General features: G+C 71.9%; 10 protein-coding genes and 1 pseudogene. 6 read left to right on the top strand and 5 right to left on the bottom strand.

Annotated elements, in window-relative coordinates; all coding sequences use genetic code 11:
* Together STSP_RS26930 and STSP_RS26935 are read right to left on the bottom strand one after the other, a co-directional pair.
* A pseudogene (locus STSP_RS26930) lies at positions 1 to 516 on the bottom strand (protein phosphatase 2C domain-containing protein); the annotation flags it as partial.
* 369 nt (positions 517 to 885) lie between these two features.
* Entirely contained in the window at positions 886 to 1,806 is a 921-nt protein-coding gene (locus tag STSP_RS26935; RefSeq protein ID WP_067283246.1) for an aminoglycoside phosphotransferase family protein, read from the bottom strand.
* Positions 1,807 to 2,028: 222 nt separating this feature from the next.
* On the opposite strand from STSP_RS26935, the gene STSP_RS26940 reads away from it, so the two are divergent.
* From STSP_RS26940 to STSP_RS26950, 3 genes are all read left to right on the top strand, one after another.
* Positions 2,029 to 3,273: an RNA-guided endonuclease InsQ/TnpB family protein gene (locus STSP_RS26940; protein WP_067283249.1), complete on the top strand. Its 1,245-nt coding sequence runs from the start codon at positions 2,029 to 2,031 to the stop codon at positions 3,271 to 3,273.
* A gap of 380 nt (positions 3,274 to 3,653) precedes the next feature.
* Entirely contained in the window at positions 3,654 to 4,649 is a 996-nt protein-coding gene (locus STSP_RS26945) for a helix-turn-helix transcriptional regulator (protein WP_067283250.1), read from the top strand.
* 163 nt (positions 4,650 to 4,812) lie between these two features.
* Positions 4,813 to 5,295, top strand: a complete 483-nt coding sequence (locus STSP_RS26950) for a DUF456 domain-containing protein (protein ID WP_067283252.1) — start codon at positions 4,813 to 4,815, stop codon at positions 5,293 to 5,295.
* A 64-nt stretch (positions 5,296 to 5,359) separates the two neighbouring features.
* Here the strand turns inward: STSP_RS26950 and STSP_RS26955 are convergent, their stop codons facing one another.
* From STSP_RS26955 to STSP_RS26965, 3 genes are all read right to left on the bottom strand, one after another.
* On the bottom strand, positions 5,360 to 6,793 hold the full coding sequence (locus STSP_RS26955) for a DNA-3-methyladenine glycosylase 2 family protein (RefSeq protein WP_067283253.1): 1,434 nt from the start codon (positions 6,791 to 6,793) through the stop codon (positions 5,360 to 5,362).
* Positions 6,794 to 7,061: 268 nt separating this feature from the next.
* Positions 7,062 to 8,150 carry a ribosome small subunit-dependent GTPase A gene (gene rsgA, locus STSP_RS26960; RefSeq protein ID WP_067283255.1) on the bottom strand — a complete coding sequence of 363 codons (1,089 nt, stop codon included), beginning with the start codon at positions 8,148 to 8,150 and terminating at the stop codon, positions 7,062 to 7,064.
* A gap of 277 nt (positions 8,151 to 8,427) precedes the next feature.
* Complete coding sequence (locus STSP_RS26965; protein WP_067283257.1) at positions 8,428 to 10,971, bottom strand: polysaccharide lyase family 8 super-sandwich domain-containing protein; 2,544 nt, start codon at positions 10,969 to 10,971, stop codon at positions 8,428 to 8,430.
* A gap of 214 nt (positions 10,972 to 11,185) precedes the next feature.
* Here STSP_RS26965 and STSP_RS26970 point away from each other — a divergent pair, with 214 nt between their 5' ends.
* The 3 genes from STSP_RS26970 to STSP_RS26980 all read left to right on the top strand — a co-directional run bounded on the left by STSP_RS26970 (position 11,186) and on the right by STSP_RS26980 (position 14,502).
* A complete protein-coding gene (locus tag STSP_RS26970; RefSeq protein WP_067283258.1) occupies positions 11,186 to 11,710 on the top strand; it encodes a hypothetical protein in 525 nt (174 codons plus the stop codon).
* A gap of 243 nt (positions 11,711 to 11,953) precedes the next feature.
* Entirely contained in the window at positions 11,954 to 13,186 is a 1,233-nt protein-coding gene (locus tag STSP_RS26975) for a PLP-dependent cysteine synthase family protein (RefSeq protein ID WP_078067547.1), read from the top strand.
* The gene (locus STSP_RS26980; RefSeq protein WP_067283260.1) at positions 13,186 to 14,502 is read left to right on the top strand and encodes an MFS transporter; all 1,317 of its coding nucleotides are present in this window, start codon (positions 13,186 to 13,188) and stop codon (positions 14,500 to 14,502) included. Before STSP_RS26975 ends, STSP_RS26980 begins: the two co-directional genes overlap by 1 nt.
* Positions 14,503 to 14,552: the final 50 nt, after the last annotated feature.

Raw genomic sequence — 14,552 nt, forward strand, 5'->3', positions numbered from 1 at the left:
CGCTCCGGGAGCCGGTGCGGAGGATTCCGGGCCCGGCGCGGACTCTTCGCGGGGCGGGAGCTGGTGCGGAAGCCGGGGGGATCGTACGTGCGGGGCGGGCGGCTGTGCGGGCTCGGACCCGGAGCGCTCGTCGGGTGTCCTGGCGGCGGGAACGGACGCCGCGCGGCCCGTCGGCGTGGGCTGCGGTCCCGCCGGAAACGTCCTCGGCCCCGCTCCCCCGGCGGGCGCCTCCCAGGGCGCCCGCCCGGTACCAGCGACCGGCGGCGCACTCTCGCCCGGCAGCCCGGAACCGTCGGCCGGTTGCCGGGCCTCGTCGTAGGCCGGTTCGCGCGGGTCGGACGATTCGTCTCGGACGCTGGGCACTTGGGCGGAACCCACCGTGCCCGCTGCGGAGGCGAAGCGGTCCTCGAGAGTGTCGGCCGCCGCGGTCGGGCCCGTGTCCCCGGTGGAGTCGTCGTACAACTGCCCCCACCAGTCGTCCTCGTGACCGGTGCGCCTCTCCCCCTGCTGGCTCATGCCCCTATTGTCCACCGCACGGGCCGTACGAAAACGGGGCATCAGGAAAATCCCGCCACCGCACCGGCGCAAAGAAGCCGCCGGGCAGCCCCACCCCCCACGGGAGAACCGCCCGGCGGCGCCGGTGTGACCTGGGTCGGTGTGCGTTTACCGCACGTCGTAGGCCCGGGTCACGGTCTGGGTGACGGAATTGCCGTTCGCGTCCGTCAGTTCGGCCTTCAGCTTGATCTTGCGAGGAGCCCCGGGCGTTCACGCCCGGGAGGAATCGCATCTCCGGTGGAGCGGTGCGGAGCACCGCGGCGGCATCCGGCGCGGAGTGCCCTGTGACAGCGAACCTTGAGCGTTTGTCATCGAAGGTTGAGGGCTTGATCAGCGGTGGGTCGTCGTGGTGAGGCGCCGCAGCGCGGCGTGGGCGGGTGGGCCCCAGGTGGCCTTCCCCCCAAGGCGGCCGCGGACGCCGGCCTCTCCGATGCAGATGCCGCTGAAGGCGCGCAGCACCGCCCAGCCGCGGGCGCGGCGCAGGGTGGCGGCGTCCGCGGCTGGCCGGTAGGCCTCATAGAAGCGGTCGGCGGCGCCGTCCGGCAGCAGTATCCAAGGAGCGGCGAGGTCGATGGCCGGATCGCCCGCGCAGAGGGCGCCGAAATCGATCACGCCGCAGAAGGTGCCGCCTTCGGTGAGGACGTTGGCCGGATGCAGGTCGCCGTGGAGCCACAGCGCCGGGCCCGCCCAGTCGGGCGCGGCGACGGCGTCTTCCCAGACCGCGCGGACGGCGTCCGAGTCGGGGATCAGCCCCAGCTCGGTGGCCGAGGCGAGCTGCCTCTCGAACTGCTCGGCGCGGTCGGCCAGTGGCCCCCCGCGGCCGTACTCGTCGGCGGGTGCCCGGTCGGGGGCCGGTTGGTGGAGGGCCGTCAGGAATGCGGCCAAGGTGTCGGCCGCCTCCGCGGCGCGCGTGGCGGGGGCGCGGTCGGCGGGCTCACCCGGCACCCAGGTGGTGACGATCCAGGGCCGCGGAAACCGCTCGGAGGGCTCACCGAGGCGCTGCGGGACGGGGATCTGCAGCGGAAGGTGCGGGGCGAGAGCGGGCAGCCAAGCGTGCTCCTTGCGCAGTAGCGCGTCCGCGGACTGTGTCGCCCAGGGCAACCGGACCGCGAGGTCGTCGCCGAGCCGCCACAGCTGGTTGTCCCAACCACGCGCGCCGAGCCTCAAGGGATGATCGGCCAGGTCGGGGTGCTGGTCGTGCAGTAGATCCCGGACCAGCTCTGCGGTGATCTCGATCTCGGTATGGGTCATGCGGAGCCACGGTAGTCAGACGGTGACCCGCCGTTTGTGACGCCCAGCACTCCGTGCCGCTCAAACTTCGATGGCACGAACTTACGAATCATCAACCTTCGATGGCAATGATCAAGGTTCGGTGGCACAGGACACGGAGCGCCGGAAAGCCGGTACAGAGGACCGGGTGGAGTCTTCCATGTTCGAATGCGGGGTGCGGAAGGAGCGGGTAGCGTCGCGGGCGTGAAGCTGGTGGTGCAGGCGAAATTGCTGCCAACGCCCATGCAGGCGGTGGCACTTGAGGCAACCCTGCGCGCCTGCAACGAGGCGGCGACCTGGGCCAGCCGAGTCGCCTTCGAAAAGGATGTGAAGAAGAACTTCGCGCTGCGGGAGCACACCTACGGCGAGATCAAGGCCCGCTGGGGTCTGGGCGCGCAGGCCGCCCAGCACGTCATCAAGAAGACGTGCGATGCGTACGCCACGCTGAAGGCCAACCTGAAGGCCGGGAATCTGGGCAGGCCGGGCTCCAAGCGCTACCGCAAAGCGGTGGAGAAGCCCATCGCCTTCCGGCCCGAGGGGGCGCAGCCCTACGACGACCGGATGCTGTCCTGGCAGATCGACCAGCGGCGCGTGTCAATCTGGACGACTGCCGGGCGGATCAAGGACGTGGCGTTCACCGCCAGCCCGGAGCAGCTGGCCACGTTGGCCCTGTACCGCCGGGGTGAGTCCGACCTGCTGTGTCGGGACGGCATGTGGTTCCTGATCGCCACCTGCGAGGTGCCCGAGGCCGAGCCGAACACGGACCCGGTGGACTTTCTCGGCATCGACCTGGGCATCGTGAACATCGCCACCACGTCCGACGGCGAGATCATGGCCGGACGCGAGCTGAACCGCATCCGCGTGCGGGAGCGGAAGCTCCGTACCAAACTCCAACGAAAGAACACCCCGTCCGCCAAGCGGCGGCTGAAGAAACGGCGGCGCAAGGAGGCGCGGCGGGCGAAGGACATCAACCACAAGATCGCGAAACATGTGGTGGCCGAGGCGGAACGCACCGGTCGCGGGATCGCCCTGGAAGACCTCACGGGCATCCGCGAGCGGGTCCGGCTGACAAAGCCCCAACGGGCCACCCACCACTCCTGGGCCTTTCACCAGCTCGGGCAGTTCATCGCGTACAAGGCCCGCAGGGCGGGAGTGGCGGTGGTGCACGTCGACCCAGCGTTCACCTCCCGCACCTGCGCCGAATGCGGGCACATCGACAGAGCAAACCGGGTCTCGCAGACCTGGTTCGCGTGCCGGAACTGCGGATTCGTTGATCACGCAGACCGGAACGGCTCCCGCAACATCCGCGCCCGCGCGTGGGAGTTGTGGCGACGCGGGGCCCAGTCAACGGCCCCTGCCCCATCACCGGAGCGCACGCGCCGGGGTGGGGCTGGACGCAAACGCAGCATCACCGCCAGTGATGCCCGTTGTGCAAGCCCGTCGCTTTAGCGACAGGTAGTTGGCAGTGACCGGCTTCCCCGATGCGCCCGCGTGATGCACGGTCGCGGTCCAGGTGCCGTCCTCTTCGGCGGTCTTCGTCTCGGTCCAGGTCTGGCCGTCGTCGTAGGAGTACGGCAGCTGCGCCGACGTCAGATCGCCGCCATCACTGCCGTACGCGGTGTCGAGCGCATCGCACTCCCAAATCTTCCGAATCCGCCCAGGTCAGGCAGGCCAAAGCCGCGACAGATGGCGGCAATTGGTACTGCGGTGGCGCCACCTTGGCAGAGAGGCGGGTGGTGCGGCGATGATGTTCGCGGGCGGGTTTGCGCCGTGGCTGTTTCCCGCCATCGCGCCCGCCGCCATCGACACCTGGGGAGGGGCATCGCCGCATGCTGGCTGCGATAGGTCTGGACGAGATGCACGAATCGGCGTACCGGGCACTGGTGTCGGTGGGGGCCGCTGAAGTGCCCGATCTCGCACGGCGGTTGACGCTGGGCGAGTACGACACGGAGCGCGCGCTGCGCCGCCTGGAACGCCACGGTCTGGCCGCGCAGTCGTCGGCCCGGCCGGGACGCTGGGTGGCGGCGCCGCCCGCGGTCGCGCTCGGTGCGCTCCTCACCCAGCAGCGGCACGAACTGGAGAAGGCGGAGCTGGCGGCGGCGCTGCTCGCCGAGGAGTACCGCGCCCAGGCCGCCGAGCCCGCCGTGCACGATCTGGTGGAGGTGGTCATCGGCGCGGCCGCCGTCTCACAGCGCTTCCTGCAGCTGCAGCTCGGCGCGAGCGACGAGGTCTGCGCGCTGGTGACCGGCAAACCGGTCGCGGTCTCCGGCGTGGACAACGACGCGGAGGAGCAGGCCGCGAACCGCGGTGTCGCCTACCGGGTGGTGATCGAACGGGAGGTGCTGTCCCTGCCCGCCGGGCTCAGCGAGCTGTCGGCCGCGCTCGGCCGCGACGAGCAGGTGCGGGTCGTGGACCAGGTGCCGACGAAGCTGGTCATCGCCGACCGGTCGACCGCGATGGTGCCGCTCACCTCGCGGGCCGCCGAGCCCGCCGCGGTCGTGGTGCACGCGAGCGGGCTGCTGGAGTCGCTGACCGGCCTGTTCGAGGCGGTGTGGCGGGATGCGCTGCCGCTCCGCCTGCGCGAGGGCGGCCGGGTCACCGAGGAGCAGCCGGACGCGCCCGACGGCACCGACCTGGAGATCCTCTCGCTGCTGCTGGCCGGCCTGACCGACGCGAGCGTCGCCAAACAGCTCGACCTGGGCCTGCGCACGGTGCAGCGCCGGGTGAAGCGGCTGATGGAGCTGGCGGGCGTGACCACCCGGCTGCAGCTGGGCTGGCACGCGTACGAGCGGGGGTGGGTGGCGCGGCGTGCGCGGGTGACGTAGGACTGACTCGACCCGGACCGACTCTGGCGTACTGCGACCGACCCTGGCCTACTGCGACCGACTCTGACCGACACCGGCCGTCTGGACGCGGCTGCGAGGGCGTCCGGGCGCGACACGACGCGTGCGACCTGCGGCTCCCTCCGGTCTCGGGCACGCTGTGCAGATGGGAGTCTGGGAGCTCCTGCTGGTCGGCGTCGTGATGCTGCTCGGCCTGTGGGGAGTACTGGTGCCCGGCGTGCCGGGATCCTGGCTGGTGTGGGCCGCGGTGCTGTGGTGGGCGCTGCTGGAGCCCACGGGCCTCGCCTGGGCCGTGCTCGCCGGCACGACCCTGGTGCTGCTGGCGTCCCAGGCCGTCCGCTGGCAGCTGCCGCCCCGCAGGCTGATCGGCTGGGGCGGCACACGGCGGATCGCGGTGTGGGCGGGGTCGGGGGCCCTCATCGGGTTCGTCGTGGTACCGGTGATCGGTGCGATCCCCGGCTTCGTCTCCGGGATCTATCTCGCGGAGCGGCTGCGGCTGGGCCGCCACGGCGACGCCCTGTCGGCCACACGCACGGCGATGCGGTCGGGCGGCTGGAGCGTGCTGACGGAACTGTTCGCGTGCCTGCTGATCCTGGGAGCCTGGATCGGGGCGGTCGTCTGGGGGTGAGGCGGGGAGCGGGCCAAGTCAGGTTCAGGACGACAGAAAGCCGCCGTCGAAAGTCCTGTCAGGGTCAGGTGCCGCTTCCCGTCTCCAAGTCCCGTCCACGTCCGGTCCCGTCCAAGTCCCGTTCCGCCCAGAGGTGTTGACAGGCGTACGTACGCCATGGCCGCCATGCGTCGGGCACCGGCTCGTCGGCCGGGGCCACGTCCGGGTCGCCGAGGGCGCGCATCCGGATGAGGGCGACGGTGCGGGCGTCCATGCCGGGAAGGGCCAGCAGCGCCTGAGCGGCGTCGTCCCGGTCGGCGCCCGCGTCGAGCCGGACCGAGCCGTCGGCGAGGGCGGAGGCCAGCGCACCGAGGGTGCCGCCCTCCGCCTCGGCGAGTACGCCGGGCTCGGGGAACACATGGGTGAGGGTGCCGGAGGACGTGTCGAGCGCCTTGCCGTACTGCTGCACGAGCCGCTCGGACTCCCCCCGCCCGACCAGCGCACGCACGGCGAACTCGGCGGGTTCCGCGGCACCGGGCGAGCGCAGCCCCGGCCGCGCGGCCACCAGCGGGCCGAGCCGGGCGTCGGCGCCCAGCCGCTCATCGACGGCGTACGGGTCGGCGTCCAGATCGAACAGGCGCCGCAGCCGCTGCACGGCCGTGGTCAGATCCCGGAGGTCGGTCAGGTGCAGCCGCGCCGGGAGCCACCCGCCGCGTCCGGCGACGGCCCTCGGGCCCGGGGTTCTCTCGTCGACGGCCACGACGCCCGTGCCGTACGGCAGCCGCAGGGTGCGCCGGTACACCCGCGCACCGCGGTCCCCGGTGACCTCCTCCACGCCGGGCACGGCCTCGCGTGCGAGCGTGTCGAACACAGCTTCCGCCTGGTACGGGCCGCGGTAGGCGAGCCGCAGCGGGACGCCGGCCGACGGCGTGGCCGACCGCCGTACAGCTGTGCCGCGCCGGCGGACCTCGGCACGCAACTCGGTCGGCGTGGCGGCATACACGGCGCGGATCGTGTCGTTGAACTGCCGGACGCTGGCGAAGCCCGCCGCGAAGGCGATCTCGGTGACCGGCAGACCGGTGGTCTGCAGCAGGACCCGCGCCGTGTGCGCCCGCTGCGCGCGGGCGAGCGCGACCGGTCCCGCGCCGACTTCGGCGGTGAGCTGCCGCTGGATCTGGCGGGCGCTGTAGCCGAGGCGCTCGGCGAGCCCGCCGACGCCCTCGCGGTCCACGACTCCGTCGGCGATCAGCCGCATGGCGCGGCCGACCACGTCGGCGCGCACGTTCCACTCGGCGGAGCCGGGCACCGCGTCCGGGCGGCAGCGCCGGCAGGCCCGGAACCCGGCGCCCTGGGCGGCCGCAGCAGTGGCGTAGAAACGGACGTTCTGCCGCTTCGGGGTGACCGCGGGGCAGCTCGGGCGGCAGTAGATGCCGGTCGTCTCGACGGCGAAGAAGAACTCCCCGTCGAAGCGGGCATCGCGGCTGCGCACCGCCTCGTACCTGGTGTCTTCATCGGTCACGTCATCCAGTGTGCGGGCCGCTCGCCGCGGGCGCTGGCGGGAATCGGACGTGGCGTTGTTCGCCTGCCCGGCCGCTGTGGGCAGTCGTTCCTCCCCCAGTGCCTTAAACCTGGGAGGTACCCCCAGGGCGATGGGGGCACCTCCCATGCCCTTAAGGCAATGGGGGAGGGTGGGCACAGCGGAACCCCCGGAGGCGTGAAGCTGCTCACGGTCGGCACGCACGCCGGGGCAAAGGGCAGGGCGCGGATGGCGCCCCGCCCACAGGGGCTCAGCGCCAGCGCCCCCGCTTAGCCTCCATCGCTGCGCGCCCCTCCGCGCCCTTTCGTTTCCAGTCGCGGCGGATCTCCGCGCGCAGCCGCGCATCCGTTCGGGCGGCGATGCGCTGGTTCTCGCGCAGCAGCTTGCGGTAGCTGTCGAGGCGGCGCTCGGAGAGGGTGCCGTCCTCGAGGGCCGCGAGGACCGCGCAGCCGGGTTCGGCGGTGTGCGCGCAGTCGTGGAACCGGCAGTTCCCGGCGAGTTCCTCGATCTCCGTGAACACCTGTCCGACCCCGGCCTCGGCGTCCCACAGGCCCACGCCGCGCAGCCCCGGCGTATCGATGAGGACGCCGCCGCCCGGCAGGACGAGCAGATTGCGGGTGGTCGTGGTGTGCCGGCCCTTGCCGTCGGCGTCGCGGACGGTCTGCACCTCCATCACGTCGTCGCCGAGCAGCGCGTTGGCGAGCGTGGACTTGCCCGCACCGGACTGCCCGAGCAGCACGCTCGTGCCGCCCGCGACGACGGCGGCAAGCACGTCGACGCCCTCGCCGGTCGCGGAGCTGACCGGCAGCACCTGCACACCCGGCGCGGTGGTCTCCACGTCCTGGACTAGGTACGCGAGCGTCGCCGGGTCCGGTACGAGGTCGGCCTTGGTGAGGACGACGAGGGGCTGGGCGCCGGACTCCCAGGCCAGGGCCAGGAACCGTTCGGCACGTCCGAGGTCGAGCTCGGCCGCGAGCGACACCGCGATGATCGCGTGGTCCACATTGGCCGCGAGGATCTGCCCCTCGGACCTCTGGGACGAGGTGGACCGCACGAAGGCGGTACGGCGCGGTAGATACGCCTGTACGAAGCGGGGGTCGCCGGCCGCGTCCACGGCCGCCCAGTCACCCGTACAGAGGACCCGCATCGGGTCGCGCGGCGTGACGAACGCCGTGTCGGCCCGGACGACTCCCTCGGCCATGGCGACATCGCACTGCCCGCGGTCCACGCGCACGACGCGACCGGGCAGCAGGCCCTGTTCGGCGTACGGGGCGAACTCGGCGGCCCAGCCGTCGTCCCAGCCGTAGGGAGCGAGAGCTGAGGAGATGGTGTTGTTCAAGGGGGAACCCTTCGAAGGGTGGCCCCGGCACACGCGCACAGGCGTGGAAGAGGAAAGAGGTCAGCCGGAGGCCACGGAGGTGGACTGAACGAACTTCCGGATGCGGGCAGCGCCCAGCGCAACGACAGCCATCGGTCACACCTCCCTTTCCTCACAGCCGACGGCGACGGCCAACAGCCGCCGCGAGAAAGCACACCCAACATAGGGGCGCGCACCCTCTGGCGCCACTGAATATTCGGCGGAGTGTCGGCCGGGCAAGGATGATGAGGTACTCCCCTTAGCTGCGCAACGTCACCGCGAAGCTGCGCCCGTACGCCTGGCGGGCGTTGAACTCCAGACGGGTGCCGCCGGGGACAGGGGTCACGCGTACCCCGTCGTCCGATGCGACCTCCCACAGCGACCGGCCGCGGAGCAGAACGCTCACCGTGTCCCGGTCCATGGTCGGATCGGACACGGCGACGGTGGTCAGGCCGTGGCGCTCGCGCTGCACGAGCACCGAGGCAGGCCCCTCGATGCGCATCCCGGCGGCCTCGTGGCTGCCGGGCGTGAAGCTGTTGGCGGCCGTCAGGCCGAGGCCGGTGTGGGTGAGGGCCTGCAGGCGCGGGGTGTTCGCCAGGACCTTCAGCGGACCGTCCGTGTACGAGCGCAGGCGGGACTCGTCCGCGTTCGGCACCAACACGTAGGCCGCGCGGGCGGGTTCGGCTTCGGGCGCCTGGTCGACCGTGATGCCGAAGACGCTCCGGGTCACGGCGGTGTCCGGGTTCGAGGTGCGGACGATGCGGCGGCTGCGGGTCACCGTGTCCAGGGCGACCCTGACCCCCGGAGTGTCGAGGAAGACATAGCCGACGGCGGTGCCCTGCGTGGCGTTGGCGTAGCGCAGCCACTGCAGGTCGCCGGTGCCCGTGCCGGTCCAGGGGCGTCCGTCGCGGAGGACCCCGGCTACGGAAACCTGGTCGTTCGGTGTGGAGATACGGGCGTCGACCGTCGTGGTCACGGCCCGCCTGGCGCCGTCGCCCACTCCCGCCGCGAGCACCACGATCTCGTCGTCGAGGAGGAACCACGACTTCGTCGCTGTCGCGTTGCGATAGACCACGAAGTCGTCGGGCAGCAGGCCCGCGCCCTTGTCGCGGTAGGGCACGTCGTCGGACTGCACCCACCCGGCCGTGCCGTACGCCCCGAGGACGGCGCCGCCGGAGTACCGGTTCGTGCCGCGCGGGAAGTAGACGTACGTGTTCTGCGACTCGGACGACGACGTGAAGTTCAGCGGGTGGCCGGGATTGTCGTAGTAGGGCTTCCCGTACAGCTCGGGGACCGTGCGCCGCTGCTCGACCGGCGCGGTGACGCCGGCGAGGCCGTACGGCGAGACGGTGGTGAAGTAGTCGACGCCGTACGCCTGGGTCTGGTCCTGTCCGGAGAGGTAGAGGTAGTACGCGCCGTCGCCCTGGAACCACGGCATGAGGTTCTCGCCGCTCATGTACTCGTACTTGCTGATGCGGTCGGAGCTGCGGGCGAGCGCGAAGGCGTAGCCCGGTCTGCGGTGGACCGTCCTGTCCATCGCGTTGAAGGCGACGCTGCGCGAGGCGGGGTTGAGGTCCGCGGGCTCGATGGTGGCGTCGCCGATGATGTCGGCGTAGCGCACGATGCTGACCGGGGAGACGAACCCGGCGGGATCGAGGGCGGCGCGCGACGTCGACCGGATGTGCTTGACATAGCTCTTGAGTGCGATGGCGTCGGCGCTGCTCGCGAGCGACGAGAGGTCGACGACGGCCTCGACGACCGCCGCGACATCGGCGTAGCCGCCGTCCGTCCGCGAGACCGCCCTTCCCTTGACGATCTCCATCATCCAGCCCTCGAAGATCAGTGGCGCGAAGCCGTTCTTCACCCAGCCGTGCACGGTGGGCACCAGTTCGTCGCCGTGCGCGAAGCCCGTACCGTCGAGGATCTTGAGGGTCTGGACGACGCGGACCAGCAGGCCCTTGCCGTAGGAGCCGGTGTAGGCGACGGAGGAGTGCTGGATGAAGGAGCCGTCGGCGTAATGGCCGTCCGTGACGCCGTGGCTGAGGCGGTACGGGTCGATCGTGGCGAAGACCGTCAGCTGGTCGATGAGGGCCTTGCGGATGCGCGCGTCGTCGCCGAGGAGCGCGCCCTGCAGGATCCGGTTGGTGGTGATGTCGGCGAGGTTGGCGCCGGTGTGGAAGCGCGAGGCGAGGTTCACGTCCCCGTCGGTGCCGTTGCGGAGGTAGGCGTCCATCGAGGCCACGTAGGCGGGTACGAGGTCCGGGCGGTACGCCGGCACCTGGTCGGAGAGGAGCGCCAGGGTCTTGCTGATGTACTGGGAGAAACCGATCTCCCAGGAGAACCAGTTGCCGTAGTAGCCCTTGGACTGGTCGCCGTAGTAGCGCTCGTGCAGCCAGACGAGTCCGTCGATCACGCGGCGCTGCACGGCGGTGTTCTCGTACAGGTCCGATAAGGCGCCGCCCGGTGCGCGTGTCGCGAGGGCGATCTCGTACAGCCGCCGGAAGGCGGTGTTGAGGTTGGCGTCGTTGGTGCCGAGCACCAGACCGGCGAACAGTTCGCCCGCGCCTGCGGCATCCATGGATTGCAGGTTCGTCCGCGCGGCCCGGTCGATGGCGGCGAGCTTGGCGGCCGTCTCCGGCCTTGCGTTGGACTCCGGGATCCCGGCGAAGACCGCCACCGTGTTGGCCAGGAGGCGTGCACGGCCCGCGGCGGTGTCGGCGCCGCTCGCGGGCCCCGAGGGGATCACCGCCATGAGTCCGGCGGCCGACAGGGCGGACAACAGGCGTCTGCGAGTGATCTCCATGGCATACCTCCGCCGGTGATATGGCGTTGCAGCGGGCGGAGTCAAGCAGATGCTCCAACCACCTACAAGGGTGCGCGGTTCACCTACAAGGATGCCCGGTGCGTCGGGGCCTGCGGCCCGCCGCTGGGGGCGGGCCGATGCCGGCGCGGCACGCCCGGACGCCGCAACGGCGAAGCTCCGCTGGCCGCCGCCCTCCGGCGGTTAGCATCAGGGCATGATCACGGCCCGGCCGCCGTTCGGCGCACGACGTACCTGCCGCGGTGCCTGCCGCGGTGCGGGCGTGCTGCGCCTCTGCTGGCTGGGCGTGCTTCTCCTCGGCGTGCTCTATGCCCACGGCATCGGTGTGGAGGGCGCATCGGGGCACGTCTCCCCCGAAACGGTGACCGCCGCGGTCGCCGTCGACCGGAGCGCCGACCTGGTGACCTCATCGGCCGCCGTCGACCGGCGCCCGCACCTGTTCCCCGCCCCGGGTGGCGCACCCGCCCACGGCACCGATGCGGCCGGTGACCCCGACGGCACGGGTCACCATCACGGCGAGGACTCGCCGCATCCCGGAGGCGAATGCCTCTCGGCACAGCCGCAGGACGGTCCGTCCCTCGCCGTTCCCGCCACCGCCTGCACCCCGGACGTGACCGCGACACACAGCGGGCTGTCCAGCGGCACCGTGTCGCCCGACGGCGCCTGGCGGGGCTCCCACGGTCCGCCGTACTCGGGTCGGACGGCGGTCCTCCGGATCTAGATCCGACGGCTTGTAGGGACCGTACGCCCATCGAAGACCCGTACGGCCATCAGCATCCGAGCCTCTCCTGTTGCGCGCCTCCCCCGCGGACCGGCGTCCTGCACGCCCGTTCCCGTGCATACGAGTCGGCGCCGGGCGAAGAGACGGCTCGGCCTGCCCTGCCCTCAGGTGCCCACGGCACCAAGGGTCCCTCAGCCGCGATGCCCCGCAGCGCCACCACCGTCTGCCGACGAGAGCGAAACGATGCACTCTCTGATCACCACCACCGCAGAGCCCACCACCGCAGAGCCCACCACCGCAGAGTCCACCACAGCAGAACCGACAACAGCAGAACCCAGACCGCCCACGACCCCGACCGCCGCCCACACCGCCCTGTCCGCCCTCGTCGGCAACACCCCCGTCCTGCGCATCGCCCGACCGTTCGTCCCGGGCGGCCGCGGTTTCTGGGCGAAGCTGGAGGGCTTCAACCCCGGGGGGATGAAGGACCGTGCCGCACTGCACATGGTGGAACGCGCCCGAGCCCGCGGCGACCTGCGGCCCGGCTGCCGGATCATCGAGTCGACCAGCGGCACGCTGGGGCTCGGCCTGACCCTGGCTGGCATGGTCCACGGACATCCCGTCACGCTCGTGACCGATCCCGGCCTCGAGCCGCCCATGACGCGGCTGCTCAACGCCTACGGCGCCGAGGTCGACACCGTCACCGAGCCTCACCCGCGGGGCGGCTGGCAGCAGGCCCGCCTCGACCGCGTGACCGAACTCCTGGCCTCGCACCCCGGTTCCTGGTGCCCCGACCAGTACAACAACCCCGACAACACGGCCGCGTACACCTCACTGGCGCTGGAACTCGCCACCCAGCTCGGCCATATCGACGTCCTGGTGTGCAGCGTCGGCACCGGCGGCCACTCGGCCGGGCTCTCCCGGGTGCTGCGGCAGCTCTACCCGGGCCTGCGCGTCATCGGCGTCGACACCGTCGGCTCGACGATCTTCGGACAGCCCGCGCGGCCGCGCCTGATGCGCGGCCTGGGGTCGAGCATCCACCCCCGCAACGTCGCCTACGGGATCTTCAGCGAGGTGCACTGGGTCGCGCCCGCCGAGGCGGTGTGGGCCTGCCGCCGGCTGGCGGCCGCGCACTACGCCACCGGCGGCTGGAGCGTCGGCGCGGTCGCCCTCGTGGCCGGCTGGGCGGCCGGGACCCTGCCCGTGGACGCCCGGGTCGCGGCCGTCTTCCCCGACGGGCCGGCGCGTTATCTGTCGACGGTGTACGACGATGAGTACTGCGCGGCGCACGGTCTGCTCAGCGCCCCGCCCGCCCCGGAACCGGACGAGATCCCCCGCCCCGACGGCCGCGAGGTCACCCGCTGGACCCGGTGCACGACGGTCGTCGACCCCCTGCCGGTCGCCGCCTCGGACCCCGCCTCAGATCTCCCCTCGGACCCCGCCTCGGAATCCGCCTCGGACGACGAGGTGGCCGGGTGATGGGCATGCTTCAGCAGTTCAGGACGTACGAGCGCAGTGTGCGGCTGCTGATGGTGAACCAGTTCACGATCAATCTGGGCTTCTACATGCTGATGCCCTATCTGGCCGCACATCTGTCGGGCTCGCTCGGTCTCGCCGGATGGGCCGTCGGACTGGTACTCGGCGTACGGAACTTCACGCAGCAGGGCATGTTCCTGGCGGGCGGGGCCCTCGCCGACCGGCTCGGGTACAAGCCCATGATCGTCGCGGGGTGCGTGCTGCGTACGGCCGGCTTCGCGGCGCTGGGACTCGTCGAATCGCTGCCCGCGCTGGTGGCCGCCTGCGCGGCCACCGGCCTTGCCGGGGCGCTGTTCAACCCCGCGGTGAGGGCGTATCTGGCGGCGGACGCCGGCGACCGGCGCGTTGAGGCGTTCGCGCTCTTCAACGTCTTCTACCAGGCCGGGATCCTCGTCGGCCCGCTGGTCGGCATGGCGCTGACGGCCGTGGACTTCCGCGCCACCTGCCTGGTGGCCTCGGGCGTCTTCGCGCTGCTGAGCATCGTCCAGCTCAGGGAACTGCCGGCGCGCCGGGCCGCAGACAGCAGCGGGGCGGAGAGCGGCACGACGAAGAGCGGCGATGGACTGCCAGCCGCCGGCGTGGCGGCCCAGCTGCGGGCCGTCGTGTCCAACCGGCCGTTCCTGCTCTTCTCCGCCGCCATGATCGGCTCGTATGTCCTCTCCTTCCAGGTGTATCTCGCGCTGCCGCTGGAGGCGCGCCGGCTCGGTGGCGACGGCGGTGCCGGTACGGCCGCCACGGCGCTGCTGTTCGCCGTGTCGGGGCTCGGCACGGTCCTTTTCCAGACCCGGGTGACGGCGTGGTGCAAGGAACGGACGGACCCGGGGCGGGCCCTCGCATGGGGGCTCGCCACGATGGGCGCGGCGTTCCTGCCCCTGCTGGCGGTGGCGCCGCTGCCCGTACCGGACTCCGGCCTGGGGCGATGGCTCATGGCGAGCGTGCCGCCGTCGCTGTCGGCCATGCTGCTGGCGGTCGGCACGATGATCGCGTACCCCTTCGAGATGGACACCATCGTCCGTCTCTCCGGCGACCGTCTCGTCGCCACGCACTACGGGCTCTACAACACCATCTGCGGAATCGGCATCACGCTCGGCAACCTGCTGACCGGCGCCGCACTGGACGCGGCCCGCACGGCGGGCCTTCCGGCGCTGCCCTGGCTCGTGCTGCTCGGGCTCGGCCTCGCCTGCGCCGGGTGCCTGCACGGCCTGCACCGCAGCGGCCGGATCCCCACCCACGCCCGCCCCGAGCCCGTCACCGTGTAGGCCGGTCCGTGTCGCGCGGCAGCGCCCTGAAGGGGCGCGGGGCTGTGACA

The sequence above is a fragment of the Streptomyces jeddahensis genome (assembly GCF_001642995.1).
Lineage (GTDB): Bacteria > Actinomycetota > Actinomycetes > Streptomycetales > Streptomycetaceae > Streptomyces > Streptomyces jeddahensis.

Bases quoted from the DNA above. Each gene is read 5' to 3' on its own strand.
- STSP_RS26935 (WP_067283246.1), bottom strand. From the start codon at position 1,806: ATGACCCATACCGAGATCGAGATCACCGCAGAGCTGGTCCGGGATCTA.
- STSP_RS26945 (WP_067283250.1), top strand. From the start codon at position 3,654: ATGCTGGCTGCGATAGGTCTGGACGAGATGCACGAATCGGCGTACCGG.
- STSP_RS26950 (WP_067283252.1), top strand. From the start codon at position 4,813: ATGGGAGTCTGGGAGCTCCTGCTGGTCGGCGTCGTGATGCTGCTCGGC.
- STSP_RS26965 (WP_067283257.1), bottom strand. From the start codon at position 10,971: ATGGAGATCACTCGCAGACGCCTGTTGTCCGCCCTGTCGGCCGCCGGA.
- STSP_RS26970 (WP_067283258.1), top strand. From the start codon at position 11,186: ATGATCACGGCCCGGCCGCCGTTCGGCGCACGACGTACCTGCCGCGGT.
- STSP_RS26975 (WP_078067547.1), top strand. From the start codon at position 11,954: ATGCACTCTCTGATCACCACCACCGCAGAGCCCACCACCGCAGAGCCC.
- STSP_RS26980 (WP_067283260.1), top strand. From the start codon at position 13,186: ATGGGCATGCTTCAGCAGTTCAGGACGTACGAGCGCAGTGTGCGGCTG.